Here is a 19,471-nt window from a genome sequence, read left to right on the forward strand (position 1 = left end):
GTAAGGAACATGCTGGTCAGAGGGTTGTGCTTCGCAGATGTTCGTCACTCAACGGCGGTGGACCTCCCCGTGACATCTCGGAAGTTGGGCATCCCGAGGTGGGTGGCGGGGTGTCGGCCGGAGACCTGGCTCATCGAGCCCTTTCCAACCTGGAGGCGTGGGCGGGCGGTGACCGTGGTGGAGACATGGCGAAGCTCCTGGTAGATGACTTCTCGACCAAGAGCAAGGCCATCGCCAGGAGCTTCGTGTGCTTGTCTACCCATCCGCGATCGACCTGTCCAGCTCACACCTCCGGTTCCTGGCGCGGGAACTGACCGCGCACCGGCGCCGGATCGGCAGCAGGTGGCGCAGGCTCGCCCCAGGACGCCAGGCCCTGCTGGTGCTGGCGCACCTACGCTGCGGCGACACCTACACCCGCCTGGCCGCCGGCTTCGGCGTCGGTCTGGCCACCGTCTGCCGCTACATCCACGAAGCCGTCCAACTCCTGGCGGCACTGGCACCGGACCTGGCCGACGCGGTGAAAGTCGCCACGCGCAAGGCCTACGTCATCCTCGACGGCACCCTACTGCCCATCGACCGCGTCGCCGCCGACCGTACTACTCGGGAAAACACAAGCGCCACGGCATGAACGTCCAAGTCCTCGCCGACCCGGCCGGGCGACTGCTGTGGACCTCGCCCGCGCTGCCCGGCTCGGCCCACGACCTGACCGCGGCCCGCGCCCACGGCATCGTCGACGCCCTGACCGCAGCGAACATCCCGTGCTGGGCGGACAAGACCTATCGGGGAGCCGGAGGTCCAATCCGCGTGCCCTATCGCGGCAAGTGGCACAACCTCTCGCCCGGTCAGCAGGCCGTCAACCGCTCCCATGCCCGCATCCGCGCCCTCGGCGAACGATCCGTCTCGACCCTGAAGGCCTGGCGGCTGCTGCGCAGACTCCGCTGCTCCACCACCCGCATCACCGACCTGACCAGAGCCGTCCTCACGCTTCACCTCAACGCTGGATGAGGTTGGAAAAGGCTCAATAAGACCAGGAAGGGTCGCTGCGACGTGGTGCTCAAGTAGCGCGGAAACCGCAGGTCGCCTGACACGAAGTGTTCCAGTTCAACCGGAACGTACAAGCCGATGACCCGACTTGGTCCTATCGCAGGTGGCCCTGCTCGGCCAAGCGCTGCGGCTGGTGGCCGCCGACGAGCCCGTGGAGTGGCTCAGCTCGGTGGCGGGCCGATCCGGTGGCGGACCGAGTTCGGCGTGGGTTGAACTTCGGTGAACCAAGCCCGGTGGCGTCAGCTGCCGCCCGTCAGGCTCCACAGTCGGGCGAGGTTGCCGCTGCCCGGTGCGGCCACGTGTCGGCCGTCCGGGCTGATGGCCACGCTCAGCACCCCTTCGCCCGGCGCCTCGGCGACCTGCTGCCGGGTGCCCGCGTCCCACAGCCGCACCACGTTCTCCCCGCCGGCGCTACCGCCCACCGTCACCAGGTGGCGGCCGTCCGGGCTGAACGCCACCTCGGACACCCCCTGCGAGAAGGGCTCGCCGATCTGCTGCCGGGTGGCGACGTCCCACAGCCGCACGCCGTTGGTTACGGCGTCGCCGGCCGTGGCCAGGGTGCGGCCGTCCGGGCTGAACGCCACCGCGAACACGATGCCCTCACGCGTGATCGGCTCGCCGATCTGCTGCCTGGTGCCCACGTCCCACAGCCATGCGCCGTCCATGCCGCCGCTGGCCAGGGTCCGGCCGTCGGGGCTGAACGCGAGGCCGAAGACGGACTTCTCGGGCAGGGTCTCGCCGATCTGCAGGTGCGTCCCCACGTCCCACAGCCGGGTGCCGGAGATCATGCCGCCGTCTGCGGACACCGTCCCGTCCGGACTGAACGCGACGTCCAGCACGGGCTTCTGCAGGACGTCGCCGACCGGGACCAGCGACTCGCCGAGCTGCTGGCGACTGGCCACGTCCCACAGCCGCGTGCCCACCGCGCCACCGGTGATCAGGGTGCGCCCGTCCGGGCTGAACGCCAGCGCGGACACCGGTCCCTCGAAGGGCGGCCCGACCTGCTGGTGGCTGGTGAGGTCCCAGAGCCGGACAGTCCCGTCCTGGGATGCCGTGGCCAGCGATCGCCCGTCCGGGCTGAACGCCACGTCGATGACGGTGTCGGTGTGCCCGGCCAGTTCGGCGACCGGTGCCAACGCCACGCTGCCTGATCCGGCCGAGCCCGCCTCCGACGCGGTGCCTGAGGGGTCCGACGTCGGCCAGAGCACCCACGCGAGGACGCCGACGACCGCCACGAGACAGACCACCGCCAACCGCTCGACGAGCCAGCGGGTCGGCCGGGCGGGTACCGCGGCACCGGGTTCGACCGCCCGCTCCTCCGTCGTGTCCAGGAATTCGTCCGCTTCGGCCTGCCGACGGGCGATCAGCTCCAGCACCCCGGCCGGCCACGGCGGCGTGGACGCATCGACGTGCGGCGCGAGTTCGGCCACCAGCCGGTCGGGGGACGGCCGTTCGTCGGGGTCCTTGGCCAGGCACCGCTCGACGAGTCCCCGCACCGCCGCGGGCACGCCGCCCAGGTCGGGGTCGCCGTGCACCACGTCGTAGAGGATCTGCGGTGCGGACGCCCCGGTGAACGGCCCGGCACCGGTGCTCGCCAGGACGAGCAGGCAGCCCAGCGAGAACACGTCGGAGGCCGGGGTCGTGGGCTGGCTCTGCGCCTGCTCGGGCGACATGAACCCAGGCGAGCCAGCCGACCACCCGCCCTCACCGCCCTCGTTGTCGGCGGCCCGCGCGATCCCGAAGTCGACCACCCGCACGCCATCGGCGGTGAGCAGCACGTTGGCCGGCTTCAAATCCCGATGCGCCAGATCCGCCTCGTGCACCTCCACCAGCGCGGCAGTCAGTTCGGCTGCCAGGCGCAGCACGGCTCCCCCGGGCAGCGGGCCCGCGGCATCGACCGCTTCGCGCAGCGCGACGCCGGTCACGAACTCCGAGGCCAGCCAGGGGACCGGCGCGTCCGCGTCCGCGTCGACCACCGCGGCGGTACGCGGGCCCGACACCCGGCGGGCCGCCTCCACCTCGCGGCGCAACCGCGCCCGGAACCCGTCATCCTCGGCGAGCTCCGCCCGGACCCGCTTGACCGCGACCATCCGGTCGTCCGGGCCGACGCCGAGCAGCACCCGACCCAGACCGCCCCTGCCCACCTCCGCCACCACCCGGTACGGCCCGACCCGGTCCGGGTCCGAACTCTCCAGCGGCCTCATGACGACCTCCTCCGACGACGACGGCGACGTGCTCGTGCGCTGAAATCGCGGCCCACCGGCACCCTCCCTGATCAGCCGCAGGGCGGGTCATAGGGGAGGTCGCCGCCGACGTACCGGTCCCAGGCCCCGGCGGTGAGCGTGTTCCCGGTGACGGCGCAGATCCGCTCGACGCCCCGCTCCACGTCCAGCTCTGTCAGCCGCACCGACAGGTCGCTGCCGCCGGTGGCCAGGGTGTGGCCGTCCGGGCCGAACGCCAGCGCGCGGACGGCGTCTGTGTGGCCGGTCAGCGGCGATCCCCGTGGGGCCGGCCGGGTAGGGTCGGTCAGGTCCCACAGCCGGACGGTGGCGTCGGCGCTGCTCGTCGCGAGAGTGCGCCCGTCCGGGCTAAATGCCACTGCAAGGACGGTCTGGCTGTGGCCGGTCAGCGGCGACCCCAGCGGGGCCGGTCGGGTGGGGTCGGCCAGGCTCCACAGCCGGACGGTGGCGTCGGCGCCGCCGGTGGCCACGGTGCGACCGTCCGGGCTGAACGCCACCGACATGACCGTCTGGGTGTGGCCGGTCAGTGGCGGGCCCATCGGCACGGGCCGCGCCCGATCCGCGACGTCCCACACCCGCACCGTGTAATTGCTGCTGCCGGTGGCCACGGTGCGACCGTCCGGGCTGAACGCCACCGAGAAGATGGCGTCGCTGCGGCCGGACAGCCGGGTGGCGTCGGCGTCGTTGGCCAGCGGGTAGCTCGTGGGCGCCGGGCGGCCGGGAGTGGAGATGTCCCACAGCAGCGTCGCGGAATCGCTGCTGCCGGTGGCCAACGTCCGCCCGTCCGGGCTGAACGCCACCGAGTTGACCGAGTGCTCGTGCCCGGCCAGCGGTTCGCCCACCGGTGTCGGCCGGGCCGGGTCGGAGACGTCCCACAACCGCACCGCCGCGTCGCCGCCGCCGGTGGCGAGGGTCCGCCCGTCGGGGCTGAACACCACCGAAACGACCGCCTCGCCCACGTCGGTCAGCGGACTGCCCAGCGGGGCCGGTCGGGTGGGGTCGGACAGGTCCCACAACCGCACGCCGGGTTCGCCTGTGCCGGTGGCCAGCGTGCGGCCGTCCGGGCTGAACGCCACCGAGTAGGGGGTGGCGGACGCACCGGTCAGCACCGTGCCCGGGAGGTTCCACAGCCGCACGGTCTGGTCGAGGCTGCCGGTGGCCAACGTCCGCCCGTCCGGGCTGAACGCCACCGAGCCGACGGTCCCGACATGGCCCCTCAGCGGGCTGCCGAGGTGCTTGGGCCGGGCGGGATCGGCGATGTTCCACAGCTGGACGGTCGAATCGCTGTTGCCGCCGGCCAGCGTGCGCCCGTCCGGGCTGAACGCCACCGCGGCCACGGAACTGGCCATGGTGCTGAGGTGGCTGCGTGGGGTTGCGCCGAGCGTGGTGACGGCGGTGGTATCGGTGACGTCCCAGAGCCTGATGGTGGAGTCGGCACCGGCGCTGGCCAGGGTGCTGCCGTCCGGGCTGAACGCGAGCGAGTTCACCGTGCCGGCGTGGCCGCGCAGTGTCGTGCCCACCAGCGCCGGGCGGGCGTAGTCGGTGACGTCCCACAGCCGGATGGTTGCGTCGTCGCCGCCGGTGGCCAGGAGGCGCCCGTCCGGGCTGAACACCACCGCCCGGACCGAGTCTCCGTGGCCGAGGACCTCGCTGGGCGACTGCGCCAGCGCGGGGTCGGCGACGTTCCACAGCTGCGCCGTCCCGGACTCGCTGGCAGCGGCCAGAAAACGGCCGTCGGGGCTGAACGCGAGTGCGACGATGATGCCGGCCTGGCCCGGCCACCCGTTCGGCTCGGCCAGCCGCTCGCGCAGCACCGCGGGGCGGGTCGGGTCGGCGACGGTCCACAACCGCACCAGCCCGATGAGGCCGCCGGTGGCCACCGTGCGCCCGTCCGGACTGTAGGCCAACGAGTGGGCGGCGGTGGACAACTCGCCGTCGGATCGCCCCAACGCCTCGGGGCGGGTGGGGTTGGCGACGTCCCACACCCGCGTGGACCCGGTCTCGTCCATGCCGCCGGTGACCAGCGTGCGCCCGTCCGGGCTGAACCGCACCGCGGTGACCCGATCGGTGTGCCCGGTCAGCGGGGTGGACAGCGGGCCGTTAGCGGCGGTGATCAGCCGGCTGGCGGTCTCGTCGCCCGGTCGGATCCGGTGGGCCACCAGGTGGAGCTGTGCGGACAGCGACACGTCGGAGCCGCGGAGCTGGTCGGCCTCGGCGAGGACCCGGTTGTAGACGGCGAGGTCGCGCTGCCGGACGGCTTCGCGCTGCTCCTGGAAGAAGAGGACGGCCGCGGTCGAGGCGACCACGACGAGCGCTGTGAGGACGGCGATCAGCCCGGTTCGCAGCCGCGCGTCGCGTGTGCGCGCCCGCAAGCAGGCCATGAGAAATGCGTCGCCGAGCGGGCTCAACTCACCGGGCAGCGCGCTGTCGACCCACGCCTGCGTGGTGGTGAGCCGGCTGCCCCGGAACAGCAGGGAAGAGTCGCGGTCCGCGCGGTCCCAGGCCGCGGCGGACTCCTCCAGGTCCTGGTGGGTCAACCGGCCGACGCGGTCGGTGCTGATCCAGGTCTTGAGCCGGGGCCAGCTGTGCAGCAGGGCCTCGTGGGTGATCTCCACGCTGTCTTGCTGCCGGGTGAGCAGCCGCGCACCGGTGAACGCGTCCACCACCGCCGCGGCGGTGGCGTGGTCGGAGCCGGCGGCGTCCAGCAGTTCGGCCAGCCGGCCGCGGCGCCGGACGTCCTCGGTGCCGTCCCCGATCTTGACTAACCGGCGGAAGATCCACCGCGCCACGCGCTGTCCGTCGTCGTCCAGCGCGGTGTACGTCCGCTCGGCGGTGGTGGCGATGGCGTGCTCGATTCCGCCGGTGTCTCGGTAGCCCTGCACGGTCAGCGTGGCACCGTGCCGCTGCTGCCAGCTGCCCCGTAGGGCGTGGGCCAGCAGCGGCAGTCGGCCGACCTCGTAGCCCTCGGTGGCCACCCCGAGGTCGCGCAGCAGCACCTCGACCAGGCCGGGTTCGACGTCCAGGCCGACCGCTTGCGCCGGGAAAAGGATCACCTCACGCAACTCCGGTTGCGACATCGGGCCGACGACCAGCGGCGAGTCCTGCAACGCCGTGCGTATCGCGGGCTGGTTGACGCAGGCCGCGTAGAAATCCGCCCGAACGCCCACCACGACCAGTCCACGCGGGCCTTTCGCGGGGTCGGCGATTTCCGCGAGAAGGTCGATGAAAGCGTGCCGTTGCTGGTCGTCCGAGCACAATGTGAACAGTTCCTCGAACTGGTCCACCACGACTACAACCCGCGCGTCCGGATCGCCGTCGGGCCTGCGCAGCGCATCCGACAGGATCGTCAGTCGCCCGTCGGCGAGTTCGGCGGCCGCCGCCGCCGGGTCGTCCCCTGTCCATCGCGCGATCGCCTCGGCGAAGGCCGCCAGCGGGTCCGAGGTGGGCGTGAACAGCAGCTTGGGCCACTTGCGTGAGCCGGGCAGCGAGCCCCGGTCGAGCCCGGGCAGCAGACCCGCCCGCAGCAGCGACGACTTGCCCGCGCCGGACGGGGCCACCACGACCTGGATCCCGCCTTCGCGCAGCCGCAGGTCCAGGCGGGTGTTCAGCTCGGTGACCAACCCGTCCCGACCGAAGAACCACCTCGATTGCTCCGGCTCAAACGCGGCCAGCCCAGGATAGGGACACTCGTCTACGATCTGTTCAGATACCGTACGGCGACGGGTGTTCACCCCGTCGCCGTGGTAGAAGTTCTGGTCCCGGCCAGCCTGGTAGACGGCGCCCCCGTGGGAAGCCTGCCCCTCTTGGTGAATTCCCCCGTTCGGAGAGACCGGTGTCGAGCCCTCTCCAGGATTCATCGTGCCAATCGCCCGCCCTCGATCGTCCGTACTCCGGCAGTGTGGCAGTGATCGAAGCTGCGATGTCCGCTCTAATGCGGGTTGGGCGATCCGGTGGTACGAGTCCGGAAGTTCCGGGCGTCCTTCAGGACAAGCCGTCCACGCCCAGCGCCCGCACCGATGATCACGTCGTCGCTGTGACCGGCGTGGACCAGTGTCCTCGGGCAGGACCAGCAGCCGGGTCTTGATGGGATCCACAATCGTGCCGATGTCCGAGTAGGACCGGCCGGTCGCGTCCGGTCCGCCCTGAAACAGGGTGTCACCGGTGAAGGTGACACCCGCGTCCCGCACGCGGAAGCAGCACGCGCAGGGCGCGGCCAGGGGTGTGCAGCACGTACAGCGCCGTGCCCGCCACGGTGCTGTTTGAGCAGGTTGATACCGCACTCGACGGCATGGCGTTGCTGGTAGATCTCCTTGTCGATGGTGGGTGGCCGTCCACCGTGGGAGCCTTTGGCCTTGCGGTGGGCGCCTGGTCGCGGGGCTGGTCGATGGTCGCCTTGATCCCGCGGTCGCGCAGGTAGGCGCGGTTGGCCTTGGAGCTGTAGGCCTTGTCCGCCAGGACCCGGTCCGGCCGGGTCCTGGCCCAGCCGCCGCCGTGCCGGGGCACCGCGATCCGCTCGATCACCGGCGTGAACTGCGGGCTGTCACCGCGCTGCCCGGCGGTGACCAGCAACGACAACGGACGGCAGCCCTGCTCGCAGGCCAGGTGCAGCTTGTTGGTCCACCCGCCCCGCGACCGCCCCAACCCGTGGTCGTCGGACCCCGCGTGAACCGCGGCCCGGTCGGGTTATGGCGTGCCCGCCGCACGGTGGGGACCCAGGTGATGAGCACCTTCGCCCTGCACTTGCCGATAAGGCCCATTCACGCAGGTCAGGGAATGCAGAGCGCACAAGTCTGGATAACCGACTCCGACATGCGCCGGCACCAGCGACTGGGCGGCCTCGGCAACGCCCCAACAGGCGGCCTGGCCTGCGCGGACGGATCTCCTCCGACAAGCACGAGGCCAGGGAGCCAGGAGTGACGGGCCTCGTAGGGATAGATGCAGGTCATCGCTTCTTCTTGCGCTTGCCGGAGCCTGGTACGGTCCCGGTCTTCGCTCGGGCAGGAGGTTCGGGGTACGCCTCGATGTAGTTCTGCCCCTCCATGAAGCTCAGGAAGCTTTTCACTACCAAGCGGTGCAGGACGTACAGGAACCCGATGGAGGTAACAGCGAGGATCGCGACGTTCCAGGGGTTCACCACCCCGTCCACGACGTAGAACTGTTCTTGCCACTCCGTCGATCCCGTGGCCAGCGCCAGCGCCATGCCCGACAAGGCGACGAGTGGCATTACCAGGAAACCCGCGACGGGGATCAGGCGGTACGGTCGGTAGTCGGTGCGGTAGTGGACGCCGGCATGACGCTGGGTGCGGGTGAGCGCGTTGGTCCGGCGGACACCGCTTTTCCGCCGCCACTCGTCCTCGGCGAGTTCGCCCTCGTCGACTTCCACGTCGGCTGATCGCGCCTCGACCGCACGCAGAACGGCACGTTCGACCCCATGCGTGACCGGCACGAGCAGTTCGCGTGCGGTGCCGACGATGTGCAGCGCGGGACCGGGAGTCACGTCGAACTCGCGTGCGTTCGCCTCCGGCAGACCGGAGAACACCAGCACCCGGCAGACCGTCTCCTGCTCGACGTCGACCAGCTCGATGGACCGAAGCGCCTGCCACGGCACCGCGATGGCGTCACGTGACCGCTTCCGGCGTGAGGTCAGGCTGTCCAGCACAAGTCTGTCGTGCTGAACGCACAACCGCGCCTTGAGACCCCTGACACGGAACGGGATCTCGAGTCTCGACGCGATCAACCCGTCCGTGACGGGGCGGGTCATGACCAGCCGCACCGCCTCGCTCAACGCCCAGGAGACCGCGATCAACCCCGGGCCGATCGCGAGCGCGACCGGCGCGTTCCTCTTCTCCGCGATGGACAGGCAGGTGAAGACCGCGAGGAACAGACCCGGGAATGCCGCCCAGCGGGCCCAGATGGGCCACATCGTCGTGCGGTGCCGATGCCACCAGAGTCCGGTGCCGATGATCAACCAGATACCGACGCCGCTCAACAGTATTTCGCCCGGCCCGGTCGAGGACGGATCAGCTTGACCTGCGAGTTCGGCGTCCCACGCATCAAGGCGCGTATAGGCGACAACCGGTATCACTGCGCCGAGGGTGACCAGGACCAGCCCGGCCGTCCTGCGCGCGAACGCCTCGATCACAGGTCGCCTTCCATGCGCTGGAACCGGTCCGTCCTGCCCGCGTTCCCGCGCTGCTCCTCCCAGTACGTCCGCCAGGCTTCGTCCTTCGCGTCCTGTTTGACCTGGGCATCGGCCTCGCGGTGGGTCTGGTCGCTCCACTCCTGGACCGCCGCGTTGCCGAGAATTTTGGGGTAGTTCGGGAGGCCGACCTCCGGCCGGCCGGGCCCGAGGGAGATCTCTCGTTCGAGCACGTCGCCGGCGTTGTCCAGCCGGGGGTCGCCGGTGCCCATGCGGTCGCGGAGGTTGTCGTTGCGTGTGCCCGCCAGCGAGTCGATGGCGTCCTTCTTGTCGCCTTTCAGCTTCTCGCCCTGCTCGCCGAGCGCCTCCAACCGCTTGGCGTCGCCCGCGTCGAGGTTGCCCGCTTGGGCCTTCTTCGCCATGTTCAGCGCCTGGTTGGCGTGTTTCGCGGCGTCGCGGTTGTAGTTCGTGACGGTCTTCTCGAGGTTCCTGGTCGTGCCCTTGATCATGTTCCGCGAGTTCTTGGCGTCGTCGGCGACCTTCTCGAGCTGCTTGACCACCTTGCTGATCTTCTTGGCGTTCTTGCCTGCCGTGATCGCGCCCTGCGCGACGGTGTCGGCGATGAAGGCCGCCTGGGACGCGCCGAACGTGACCGGTGCCAGCGCGGTCGCCGCGGCGAACTTGATGATCGCGTTGGATACGAACGTCGCGATGGCGTCACGGACCGCGCCGCGCACGATGCCGACGGCCGACGCGGCCACGGTCATGGCCTGGGCGGCGGAGGTGGCGTGATCGGCGCCGCCCGCGACCACGGTGGAGAAGTCCTGCACGGCCTTGCGGTAGCCGTCGATCGCCGCGCCCTGGGAACCGCTCAGCGTGTCGAGGGTGCCGGAGTACTTCTCGGAGGTCTCCCGCATGCGCTTGGCGATGTTGCTCCACGTCGTCGCCATCGCGTTCACCGCGTCCGGGTCGCCCGCGAGCAGGTCGAGACCTTCCTTGAGGAACCCGATGTGCTCGATGAGCCAGCCGATGCCCGCGGACAGCAGGCTGCCCAGCGGGTTGGTCACGAACCCGAGCAAATCCATGCCGACCCCGGCGAGGTCACCGGCGACGGCGCCCCAGTCGCCCTTGACCCCGTCGTAGATCGTGTTGGCGGCGCTGCCGAAGATGCCGGAGGCGTCCCATGCCTGGGTCGGGCTGTCGAAGTTGGAGAACCCGGTGAGGTCGTCGGCCTTGAACCCCTCGGTCGCGTTGAGCGGGTTCAGCTCCGCGATGTCCTTCGGGTCTTCGTCGGTCACGGCTTGGCTCCGTCCAGGCCTTCACGCAGCTTCCCGAACGCCTGCGCCATGGCCTCTTCCTGGTCCGCGTAGGTCTGGCGCATGCCTGCGAAACGCTCCACCACCGCGTCGCCCGCTTGCTTGACCGTGCCGACGTACTCGCTCGCGTCGTCCGTCCAGTTCTTCATCACCAGCGCGAAGAACTGGCCGACGACGCCCCATGCCTGCACGTTGCCGACGTAGTCGGACGCCGCGTCCGCCGCGTCCGGGAGTCCCGCGATGAGCGCCTTGAGCTCGCGCTCGTGCGCTTCGAGCACCGCGAGGTCGACTTGGTACCCGCCGGACATCACCAACCACCGTCCTTCTTGAACAGGCCGCGCTGGTCGTAATCGGTGTCGTCGTCCTCGACCGGGCGACGCACCGGCCGGGCGGGTGGCGTCTGCCGGGTCGCCACCACGTCCTGCTGTTCCTCGTTCACCACGAATTGCGGCTGCGGCTGCGGCTCGCCGGTGTGCTCGTCGGAGACGTCGATCGACGGGATCTGCTCCTGGACGAAACGCATCGCGTCGCTGTTGTCACCGACCACCGGAGCCATGATCGTGGCGATCCGGCCGACGGCCTGCGCCTGGGCGCGCTTCGCCGTGGACATCACCAGCGCGGCCAGGCGTTCCTTCGGCATGTCGTCGGCCTTGGAACCGAACGACAGGCTCAACAAGGCACCGCCCGCGCTGACGCTCACGCTCACCGCGCCGTCGGAGCTGGTGGCGGAACCGGCCAGCTCGGCGATCCTGGCCTTGGCTTCCTCAGCCCGCTCCAGGAGGGCCGACGTGCGGCTCTCGTAATCTTCGATCATCCGGTGGGGGTCGGTCATCAAGCCCTCCTCATGGGGGGATCAACACGCCGACGATGCGGCGCAGCCGTAAGCACCATTTCCGTCGTTGGCAGGAGCCTGAATTGCCATCGTGGTGCTACCGCTGTGCAGAGCTTCGCCAGGCGTCTCGGCCACGATGCTGATCCGCTTGCCCGCTTCGGCCCGCATGCCGCCGCTTCTTCGGCCATGACGCCCCGTGTTCCCCTCGCTCCTCCAGCCGGTAGGCGATGATGGCAGAGCGAGGGTTCCGCTGTCAGGCGAAGTCGTCACTCATACGGTAGGACGCTGCTTCAGAGCGTGATCGGCCGCCGGAGCCGCGCCACCCCGCGATGACCGAAGAAGCGGTTCGACTGGCCACCGACCGGGACGCGCCGCGTACCGTGTGCCCGCCACTTGCCCGTACCCGACGCCACCGTGCAGAACGCCTGCGCCAACAAGTCCATCGCCATCAAGCCCGGCGAGCCCAGCAGCAGGCCCGCGAGCTGCACCTCCGCGCCCGCCGTCGGGCCACGGCGCTCGGCCAACTTGGCACCCGACCCGGCGACCGCGTCCTGGCGACCGTTGCCGGCTACAACACCGCCCTGCCGGCTGAGCTCGTCGGCTACACCGGTCAGGTCGCCGCCATCGACATCCACCGCGTGACGGTGCTCCGTACACCTCGGTGATCGCCGAAGCCGCACCTGGGCACCCGGCCATGCGGATGGGCGGCCCGAGGGCTCCTCACCTGTTCCGAGACCGCGTACCCCCTCGATCAGACCTCGTGACCGGCGGGTCCCGCAGCCCAGGGCCCGCCGGGGTATGCCCTGGCAGTGCCGTGCACCGATCCCGACGCCGGCACAGCGGATGAACGCGTTGATCTCGTCCGGCGAGAGGTCCGCGGCGGCGGCCTTCTCCGACAACTCGTTCGTGAATCCGCCACACCGGCCGATCTCCCAGTGCGACGGAGCGGTCTCGGCATCATGGGTGGCTGCCAACCCGCTACAGGGAGCTCGCTGTGATCGTGTCCTCGGTGATGACCGACCATTCCTCCTGGCTGTCGGCAGGTGCAACCGCATATCGCGCCGTCCGTTCTGGAATCTCCATCTGGGTGTTGACCTGTTCGGGTTCGTGGAAGTCGTCAGCGGGATGCGCGGCTATTGGGAAGAGGACACCAGCGAGATGAGCCACGGCGAGGGCTTCCTCACCGTGCTGGCGAACATGGTCCGTGAACCCGGCTTCTACCTCACGGACGAGCCCGAGGCGGCGCTGTCGTTCACGTCCTGCCTACGGCTGGTCAACCTCCTGTACGACCTCGCTGAATCGGGGGCGCAGGTGATCTGCGCGACGCACTCGCCGGTCCTGGCCGCCACGCCGGGCGCCGACATCATCGAGGTGGGCGAGCACGGGTTCCGGCGGACGAAGTGGGAAGACCTCGCACTCGGCGGGCTCGGCCCAGACCTTCTCGGGGATGCGGGCGGCGTGGTTGCGGCGTCCGCGTCGTCGGGGCCGGATGGGGTTGGCGACGATGAGCTTGTCCTCGGCGGCATCGGTGAGGATCTGGGACAGCAGCTTGACGAACCCGGCGACGGTCACCGGTGACAGGCGTCCGGCGCGCAGCTGCTTGGCCCAAGCTTGGACCTTGAGGTTGGTGATGTCGGCCAGGGCGGTGTCGCCCCAATAGGGCGTGATGTGGTTGCGCACGATGCTGCGGTAGTTGTCCTCGGTGCGGGTGTCGACGTCGAGCGCGTCCCACCAGTCGGTGAGCCACTCCTCCACGGTCGTGCGTCCGCCGGTGGGGTCGAGCCAGGTGCCGCGACGTTGGTCGGATTCGAGGTCGTTGGCGTGGTCCTGGGCGGCTTTCTCGCTCCTGAAACCGGGGATGGACCCGATGGTGGCGTCGTCGCGGCGGAACCGGACGCGCCAGTGGTTGCTTCCCGACTGCTCCACCCAGGCCATGTGTGCTGCTCCTTCGTTCGGTGGTGGTGTGGTGGTCACGGTGTGACAGGAGGATGAACGCTCCTGTGGTCGAGCAATGCAAGCGTTGCGGCACAAGAACTTTCGTCAGTTTCGAAAGGACTTGGTGCGGCTGCTCGGTGGTCGGGTGGAGCGTGCGGGCCGGGCGCCTGTCCGGGCGATCGAGGCGAGGTCGTCGGAGGAGAAGCGCAGGTGCCTGCCGAGGAAGGTGCACGGGATCTCCCGGCGTCCTGCCTTGCGGCGAAGCCACGACTCGCGGACGGCCAGCAGGGCCGCCGCTTCGGCGAGGGTGTGCAGCAGGCGGTGGGTGTCGGCGTCTGGTTGAGGCACGGGGCCCTCCGGAGGTGGTCGAGGGTGCGATGACACCCCTTAACTCCGGAATAAGGACCGTTGGGGGACACGCGCCGACAAGATCTTTTCGTCGACTTCCGTCCAACCGGTCGTGTGGACCGGCCCGTAAGGCGGGTACCAACCGCTTACCGAACTGGTACCGCGCCTCGTAACCGCTGCTCAGCGCCCTCTGTCCAGGTCTGGATCAGCAACATGAACGACACGGACCGGACAATCAGCGACCGAGTGCACGCCGAGAGTCACATGCCTCGTAAGCTGCATCGGGTTCCAGGCCGCGTGAGCAACCGGCGAGGATCCATGGCTGACCGACACCTGATCGACGTGCACGTCCTCCTCGTCCGCGACGACGACGTCCTGCTCACCCGCCGCCGCGACACCAACCCGCTCTTCGACGGCCTCTGGCACCTGCCCTCAGGCAAGCTCGACGCGGGCGAGTCCGTTCTCGATGCCGCTGTCCGCGAGGCGGAGGAGGAGGTCGGCGTCCACGCCGACCCCGCGGACCTGCGCCTGGTGCACACCCTGCACGTCAACGGATCCGGCCCCGAACCCCGCCTCGGCCTCTTCTTCGAGACCCGCCACTGGGGCGGGACGCCGACCAACCGGGAACCCGACAAGTGCTCCGTGGTCCGCTGGTTCCCCCTCGACGCCCTGCCCGACCGGCTCATCGACTACCCGGCCGCCGGCATCCACGCCTACCGCACCGCCACCCCCTTCAGTGCCCGAGGCTGGGCTCGGTAACCAGTGAGGCTTTACGGACCGGGTGGATGAATCGATTCCTTTAGCTGAATCGGCCTACCGACCTATCAGAGTGTCGTGGATGTGGTCGTCCAGTTCGACGATGAAGGCTTCAGCGCGCCATGGGCGTAGGTGGCTGCGTGCACGACGAATGCGCTGTGCTGGGACTCGACCTCCGGTTCTGGCGGTGATGTCCACTGCCTCGTGAAGGTAGGCAACGCAGGCTGTCACGTCACCGATACCCAGGTGGGCCAGGGCGAGGTCGGTGGCACCGATGCCTCGCTGCACCGCATCGCGTGGGCCGGTGAGGCTGGTCAGGGAGCGGGTGAGCAGATCGTCGGCGTGGCGAGGTTGGCCGCTGTATAGGGCGCACAGACCCTCGAAGCCGCTGACGCGGTCGGCGTTGAAGGCGGCGAAGGGGGCGTCTGTCGAGAGTTGCTCCACGGTTTTCCAGGCCCGGTCGAGGGCTGCCGCCGCGGCTGTGGCGTTGCCTGCGCGGGCTTGGACTTCGGCGTGGACAGCGTGGGCGCGTGCCCGGATGGCGTGACTGGAACCGCGGTGGGCATCGTGGGTGGCGGCGCGGGCCAAGGCGAGGGCGGCAGCGAGGTCGTTGGTGGCGTGCAAGGTCACCATGGTGTGGCTGGTGCGCACGGCCGCCAAGTGGCTGTGGTCGGGGAGGCGCGTGGCGGTGGCCTCGGCGTCTTGGTAGAGCGCCACCGCGGTCTCGTCGTCACGCGTTTCGAAGGCTAGGCGGGCGCCCAGTGCGTAGGCGTCGACGGCTGTGGTCAGTAGGTCGACTGTGAGACCGGGGTGCGCAAGCAGCTTGCGACAGGTGTTGAGGACTGGTGCGAGTTGGAGTTGCAGCCGGACGAAGGGGGTGGAGCCGACCTGTCGGTTGAGGGTGGTGACGGTGGTAGCCAGATGGTCGGCCAAGTCTTCGATAGGGCGTGCCGCGGTGCGTGGGCGTGCTTTCCCGGCGTGGGTGATGGAGTCGACGAGTCGGTCAATGCGTTGGGGTGAGGTGCCGAAGAGGCGGAGCGCATCCAACAGGATGGCGAAGTCGGAACCGGTGCCGAGTGCCCAGGTTCCCGCTGAGGTCTTCGCGTAGATCCTCGCGAGAAGGTGCTGATAGCGATCGCCGGGCTTGGTGCGGTCGGTCGGGCTCTCCCAGCGGGCGACGGTACGTTGGATGCTGGCGACGGGGAGATTGCCCGGGGATGCCATGCCCAGGTCGCGGGCGGTGTCGCGCAGGGCTCGGGCCAGGTCAGCCCAGGACCAGCCGCGTGATTCGCGCAGTCTGCGCAGTGTGGCCGCTCCGAGTTCACCTTCCGCGGTGGTCATAGGGGCATTACAGCATTGATCACGCGTTAGACGGGTACCACCAAGCGGGGTTTTCCCTGATCGGATGCATAGTTGAGCGTGTACCAGGTGCCGGAGGTCTGGCTGGTGCCTCGGGGGAATCCGATGACGAACTCACTCCGGTCAACCATGTAGCGGTTGCGGGCATGGTAAGCCGAGGTGTCGAGTGCGGGTGCGGTCAGTTCGATGACTTTGGTCAGTCTGTTGCGCGCGTGCCACGAGACGATCGCCGAGGAAGCGGATTCCGGCTGGTCAGCGATGGTGCTCGGGACGACGATGGTCAACGGTGCCGAGGTGTTGTCCGCGAGCCAGTCGAGTGCGGCGGTGTCGATGCCTGCCGCACCGCCGATGTAGAAGTGCGCGGTGGCGAACGGTGCCAGGTAGTCGTTGAAGAGTGAGTTGAGGCCGTCGGAGTCGTTGGTGCCGACGGCTCGTGTTCCTGTGATGGTGATGTTGCGGATCATTCTTGTCCGTCTTCCTGGATGTCATCAGATGTCATCTGCCGTGCATGCGTTCCCAACGATCTCATGGCTTCGTCGAGCTGTTCCTGCGTCGAAGGGGAGCCATGGAGACTGTGATCGAGGAGAAGCGGCAGACCCGGCTGAGCACTGCTCGTAGCCGGGAATTGGGTGAGGAGTTGCGGCGGGTTCGGCATCGGGCCCGGTTGTCGTCCGCGGTCGTCGCAGAGGCGTTGGGGTGGTCGCTGGGCAAGTTGAGCAAGCTGGAGACCGGTAGCCGCGGTACGAGTCCATGGGAGATCAGCACGCTGCTGGGACATTGCGGTGCGGACAAGCCCACTCGTGATCGGATCATGGTCGTCGCCAACGAACCCGAGACCGGCAACTTCCTGCGGTACCACGATGGGTCTCCCGACTCGCTGCTGGCGCTCAACCTGCACGAGCAGATGGCTCAGAGCATCACCGCTTACGAGCCGCTGACCGTGCCGAGCCTGGCACAGACCGAGGAGTACGCGCGTGCGTTGACCGGTGACTCGGTGGTCGTCGAAGCCCGGATGGGGCGGCAGGCAACGCTGCGACGCTCGAGTGGCCCCAAGTGGTGCTCTTCGTGCACGAGGCTGCCCTTCGGGTCGTTGTCGGCGGTCCGGAGGTGATGCGGGACCAGTTGCTGCGTCTGGCGGTGATGTGCGGTTGGGAGCGCATGAGCCCGCGATTGGTGCCTATGGCCGTCGGAGTGAGCAGGGCGTTGCGCGCCTCCGGGGCCCTGCTCACCTTCGCGGCTCCGGTTAAGGCGGTGGCCTACGCGGAGACCGAGACGGCCACGGTGTTCCACGACGAGCCGGCGGCTGTCGTCGCCTATGAGGCCAAAATGCGGCGGCTGCGGCAGGTAGCGTTGGGTGTCGAGCAGTCGCAGGCGGTCTTTGCCCGGTGGGCCGATGTCTATGAGCGGCAGGTGCGCTGATGCTGCCGCGTCCGTTCCGCTGGCTTCCTCACGCAGGTTGGCGCCATGCTGTGGACATCGAACTGGTCGCATACGACCAAGCCGCCACGCTCTGCGGTGAGGAGCTGGTTATTCCGGCGGCTCGGCCGACGAAGCAGGAGTGGTGCTGGCCGACTTGTGCGGCGTGTGACGCGGCCTGGCGGGCTGCCGAGGGCATCTTGCCTTTTCCTCGGCAGGGAGGTGCTGCTTCCGATGGCAAGGTGCCTGGTCGATGGACCCATGTCAGCCCTTCGGTCATGGGGTTGTAGGTACAGCGGAGCGATCATGGTGACGCCGCTGAGAATTCATATGGGGGATCACATTGGGGATCAGGTTGGGGATCCTGTTAGAGCGCCACCCCCTCCGATCGGCGAAGAGCCTGCTCACGGGGGCTGTAGGGGATCCGCTGGTATCCCAGACTCGCTTGCCCACAAGCCTGTGACACATCGGGGCGGGCTGGTCGTCAGCGGTCACTCGGTCTGCCCTGGTCGTCTGTGTCGGCTAGGGATGGCTCGATCAATGCACCGGCTTCGTGGTCTGATCCCGCTGATACCGCTGGCTTCCGCACTGTTCGCGGAAGATTTGTTGCGGGCCGACGGCCGAGGGCGGGGCTGATGGTGCAGGCTCGTGCTTCATGATCGATGACTTTGCGAAGGAGTACCTGCACGGCGACCTGCGGGAGGTCCGCGAGGTGCTGCTGCGGAAGCTCGACGGGCTGTCCGAGTACGACGTCCGCCGTCCCCTGACGCCGACCGGGACCAACCTGCTCGGCCTGGGGGCGAATATGCGCAGCTCCGACAGCCCGTTCGATGGAGCGCGGCGCGACCCGCGCGCCGAGACCAACGCGAACTATCGAGGATGGTGACGATGAACGGCGTGATCTCGGTCCGGTTGGCACCCGAGTGGGGCACCGACCCGCTGTGGGTGCGTAAGGACAGCGATCCCATCCCGGCGAACTACTCGACTGAGCGGCTGGCGGACGACTTCGACGTGCCTGCCGATCTCGTCGCGGCTATCGATGCCTGGGACGACGAATTCCAAGCTGTCTACGACCCGGATGACCCCATGGGCTCTGGCTTTCCGGACGAGGTGACGACGGCGGCGTGGCATGAGCGCGGCGAGTGGTTGTCCGAGCGATTGCAGCGGCGCTGCGGATACGGATCGAGTTCCACACTGCGCGTGGGGACCGCGTCTTCGGCGGTTGAGATCGGCACCTGTTGGCGTCGTTCACACCGCGGTGTGTGGAGCAAATCTGGAGCAGACGGAAGAGCTGAACGGCGTGCGACGGCTTCGAACGGCCGTGAACGGCACCGGCTGACGTGCCGGTTTTCTCTTTGTGCTGGTCAGGGCACTTGTGGAACAGCACTGGCAGAGTGAGGCTCAGTTTGTTGGCTGCACTTCGCCGCAGTTGGCGTGCATTGGCGGGTGTTGGGGGAAGTTCGTGATGTGGTGCGGTTCGCGCGTTTCAGGTGTGACTGCGGCGCACAGAGGCGACATCATCCCGCTCGGCAGCGCGTTGTCGGAGTTGGGCCGCGTTGAGTTCACCGGGCTGCGGCTATGGCAGTGATCGCGACGGCGCGGCGGTCATGCGATGCGACGCTGGGGAGAGCCGGCGGGTCAGCGGCCTGTGGGGCGTCCGTCCGGGCCGGTCATGGTTATGGCGCCGTCGCGCGCCTGCAGGACCACGTCCGCGCGGTACTCGCCTTCGGCGAGCGCGGCGAGTTGTCCGAGGCTGACCATCCGCACGGTCTGGCCGTCACGCTGGAACACCAGCAGGTTGCCGTCCTGGACGTAATCACCGTCGTAGGTACCATCGCCGTCCAGTTCGACGGGCCGGCCCAACTCCCGCTCGATCCGCGTGCCGGATGCGGGCCCGGTGAGGATGCGCACTGAGGTCCAATCGCCGGGTGCCAGCTCCTTGAGCGGTTTGGAGTCGTCCGAGCGGGCCAGCTCGCCGATCGCCTTTTCGAGGTTCTCGTCGAATTCCACCGTCACTCCCGAGGTGGTCTCGCTACATCCTGCCAGCAGGGCGAGCAGTGCGATCAGGGTCAGTATCGAGCGCATG

At 69.0% G+C, this 19,471-nt stretch carries 16 protein-coding genes and 4 pseudogenes; 7 read left to right on the plus strand and 13 right to left on the minus strand.

The window, feature by feature from the left end; genetic code table 11:
* Positions 1 to 247: 247 nt before the first annotated feature.
* Positions 248 to 1,005: pseudogene (locus J2S66_RS33840) on the plus strand (transposase family protein).
* A 278-nt stretch (positions 1,006 to 1,283) separates the two neighbouring features.
* On the opposite strand, the gene J2S66_RS33845 reads toward J2S66_RS33840, so the two are convergent.
* The 8 genes from J2S66_RS33845 to J2S66_RS33880 form a co-directional block, all read right to left on the minus strand.
* Positions 1,284 to 3,248 (minus strand): WD40 repeat domain-containing serine/threonine protein kinase, encoded by a 1,965-nt coding sequence (locus tag J2S66_RS33845; RefSeq protein ID WP_310312895.1) that lies wholly within the window; start codon positions 3,246 to 3,248, stop codon positions 1,284 to 1,286.
* 71 nt (positions 3,249 to 3,319) lie between these two features.
* A complete protein-coding gene (locus tag J2S66_RS33850) occupies positions 3,320 to 7,141 on the minus strand; it encodes a WD40 repeat domain-containing protein (protein WP_344956659.1) in 3,822 nt (1,273 codons plus the stop codon).
* A 298-nt stretch (positions 7,142 to 7,439) separates the two neighbouring features.
* Entirely contained in the window at positions 7,440 to 7,925 is a 486-nt protein-coding gene (locus tag J2S66_RS33855) for a transposase (RefSeq protein WP_310312900.1), read from the minus strand.
* Positions 7,926 to 8,226: 301 nt separating this feature from the next.
* Positions 8,227 to 9,426, minus strand: coding sequence for a hypothetical protein (locus J2S66_RS33860; RefSeq protein WP_310312903.1), 1,200 nt, complete (start codon positions 9,424 to 9,426; stop codon positions 8,227 to 8,229).
* Positions 9,423 to 10,721 carry a hypothetical protein gene (locus J2S66_RS33865; RefSeq protein WP_310312906.1) on the minus strand — a complete coding sequence of 433 codons (1,299 nt, stop codon included), beginning with the start codon at positions 10,719 to 10,721 and terminating at the stop codon, positions 9,423 to 9,425. The genes J2S66_RS33860 and J2S66_RS33865 overlap by 4 nt, the downstream gene beginning before the upstream one ends.
* Positions 10,718 to 11,053: a hypothetical protein gene (locus tag J2S66_RS33870; protein WP_310312909.1), complete on the minus strand. Its 336-nt coding sequence runs from the start codon at positions 11,051 to 11,053 to the stop codon at positions 10,718 to 10,720. The genes J2S66_RS33865 and J2S66_RS33870 overlap by 4 nt, the downstream gene beginning before the upstream one ends.
* A complete protein-coding gene (locus J2S66_RS33875) occupies positions 11,047 to 11,571 on the minus strand; it encodes a YbaB/EbfC family nucleoid-associated protein (RefSeq protein WP_310312913.1) in 525 nt (174 codons plus the stop codon). Before J2S66_RS33875 ends, J2S66_RS33870 begins: the two co-directional genes overlap by 7 nt.
* Before the next feature lie 290 nt (positions 11,572 to 11,861).
* Positions 11,862 to 12,206: a hypothetical protein gene (locus J2S66_RS33880; protein ID WP_310312914.1), complete on the minus strand. Its 345-nt coding sequence runs from the start codon at positions 12,204 to 12,206 to the stop codon at positions 11,862 to 11,864.
* Between the two features lie 562 nt (positions 12,207 to 12,768).
* On the opposite strand from J2S66_RS33880, the gene J2S66_RS33885 reads away from it, so the two are divergent.
* A complete protein-coding gene (locus J2S66_RS33885; RefSeq protein ID WP_310315291.1) occupies positions 12,769 to 13,149 on the plus strand; it encodes an AAA family ATPase in 381 nt (126 codons plus the stop codon).
* A gap of 27 nt (positions 13,150 to 13,176) precedes the next feature.
* Here J2S66_RS33885 and J2S66_RS33890 read toward each other — a convergent pair.
* Both J2S66_RS33890 and J2S66_RS33895 read right to left on the minus strand, forming a co-directional pair.
* Positions 13,177 to 13,506: pseudogene (locus J2S66_RS33890) on the minus strand (tyrosine-type recombinase/integrase); the annotation flags it as partial.
* A 105-nt stretch (positions 13,507 to 13,611) separates the two neighbouring features.
* Positions 13,612 to 13,854: a helix-turn-helix domain-containing protein gene (locus tag J2S66_RS33895; protein ID WP_310312917.1), complete on the minus strand. Its 243-nt coding sequence runs from the start codon at positions 13,852 to 13,854 to the stop codon at positions 13,612 to 13,614.
* Between the two features lie 318 nt (positions 13,855 to 14,172).
* Between J2S66_RS33895 and J2S66_RS33900 the strand changes: the two genes are divergently transcribed.
* A complete protein-coding gene (locus tag J2S66_RS33900; RefSeq protein ID WP_310312920.1) occupies positions 14,173 to 14,613 on the plus strand; it encodes an NUDIX hydrolase in 441 nt (146 codons plus the stop codon).
* Positions 14,614 to 14,667: 54 nt separating this feature from the next.
* Here J2S66_RS33900 and J2S66_RS33905 read toward each other — a convergent pair whose 3' ends face one another.
* Positions 14,668 to 15,951: an NsdA family TPR-like regulatory protein gene (locus tag J2S66_RS33905; RefSeq protein ID WP_310312924.1), complete on the minus strand. Its 1,284-nt coding sequence runs from the start codon at positions 15,949 to 15,951 to the stop codon at positions 14,668 to 14,670.
* A gap of 26 nt (positions 15,952 to 15,977) precedes the next feature.
* The gene (locus J2S66_RS33910) at positions 15,978 to 16,433 is read right to left on the minus strand and encodes a hypothetical protein (protein ID WP_310312928.1); all 456 of its coding nucleotides are present in this window, start codon (positions 16,431 to 16,433) and stop codon (positions 15,978 to 15,980) included.
* 101 nt (positions 16,434 to 16,534) lie between these two features.
* Here J2S66_RS33910 and J2S66_RS33915 point away from each other — a divergent pair.
* The 4 genes and pseudogenes from J2S66_RS33915 (at position 16,535) to J2S66_RS33930 (ending at position 18,783) form a co-directional block, all read left to right on the plus strand.
* A pseudogene (locus J2S66_RS33915) lies at positions 16,535 to 17,388 on the plus strand (helix-turn-helix domain-containing protein).
* Complete coding sequence (locus J2S66_RS33920; protein WP_310312931.1) at positions 17,388 to 17,675, plus strand: HC3 family zinc finger protein; 288 nt, start codon at positions 17,388 to 17,390, stop codon at positions 17,673 to 17,675. Before J2S66_RS33915 ends, J2S66_RS33920 begins: the two are co-directional and overlap by 1 nt.
* 365 nt (positions 17,676 to 18,040) lie before the next feature.
* Positions 18,041 to 18,220 (plus strand): annotated as a pseudogene (locus J2S66_RS33925) (mycothiol transferase); the annotation flags it as partial.
* Positions 18,221 to 18,273: 53 nt separating this feature from the next.
* Entirely contained in the window at positions 18,274 to 18,783 is a 510-nt protein-coding gene (locus tag J2S66_RS33930; RefSeq protein ID WP_310312934.1) for an immunity protein CdiI family protein, read from the plus strand.
* Between the two features lie 240 nt (positions 18,784 to 19,023).
* Here J2S66_RS33930 and J2S66_RS33935 read toward each other — a convergent pair whose 3' ends face one another.
* On the minus strand, positions 19,024 to 19,470 hold the full coding sequence (locus J2S66_RS33935; RefSeq protein ID WP_310312937.1) for a hypothetical protein: 447 nt from the start codon (positions 19,468 to 19,470) through the stop codon (positions 19,024 to 19,026).
* Position 19,471: the final 1 nt, after the last annotated feature.

The sequence above is a fragment of the Saccharothrix longispora genome (assembly GCF_031455225.1).
In the GTDB taxonomy this organism is placed as follows: Bacteria; Actinomycetota; Actinomycetes; order Mycobacteriales; family Pseudonocardiaceae; genus Actinosynnema; species Actinosynnema longispora.

Bases quoted from the DNA above. Each gene is read 5' to 3' on its own strand.
- J2S66_RS33905 (WP_310312924.1), bottom strand. From the start codon at position 15,951: ATGACCACCGCGGAAGGTGAACTCGGAGCGGCCACACTGCGCAGACTG.
- J2S66_RS33850 (WP_344956659.1), bottom strand. From the start codon at position 7,141: ATGAATCCTGGAGAGGGCTCGACACCGGTCTCTCCGAACGGGGGAATT.
- J2S66_RS33935 (WP_310312937.1), bottom strand. From the start codon at position 19,470: ATGCGCTCGATACTGACCCTGATCGCACTGCTCGCCCTGCTGGCAGGA.
- J2S66_RS33875 (WP_310312913.1), bottom strand. From the start codon at position 11,571: ATGACCGACCCCCACCGGATGATCGAAGATTACGAGAGCCGCACGTCG.
- J2S66_RS33845 (WP_310312895.1), bottom strand. From the start codon at position 3,248: ATGAGGCCGCTGGAGAGTTCGGACCCGGACCGGGTCGGGCCGTACCGG.
- J2S66_RS33900 (WP_310312920.1), top strand. From the start codon at position 14,173: ATGGCTGACCGACACCTGATCGACGTGCACGTCCTCCTCGTCCGCGAC.
- J2S66_RS33885 (WP_310315291.1), top strand. From the start codon at position 12,769: ATGGTCCGTGAACCCGGCTTCTACCTCACGGACGAGCCCGAGGCGGCG.
- J2S66_RS33920 (WP_310312931.1), top strand. From the start codon at position 17,388: ATGCTGCCGCGTCCGTTCCGCTGGCTTCCTCACGCAGGTTGGCGCCAT.
- J2S66_RS33930 (WP_310312934.1), top strand. From the start codon at position 18,274: ATGAACGGCGTGATCTCGGTCCGGTTGGCACCCGAGTGGGGCACCGAC.
- J2S66_RS33910 (WP_310312928.1), bottom strand. From the start codon at position 16,433: ATGATCCGCAACATCACCATCACAGGAACACGAGCCGTCGGCACCAAC.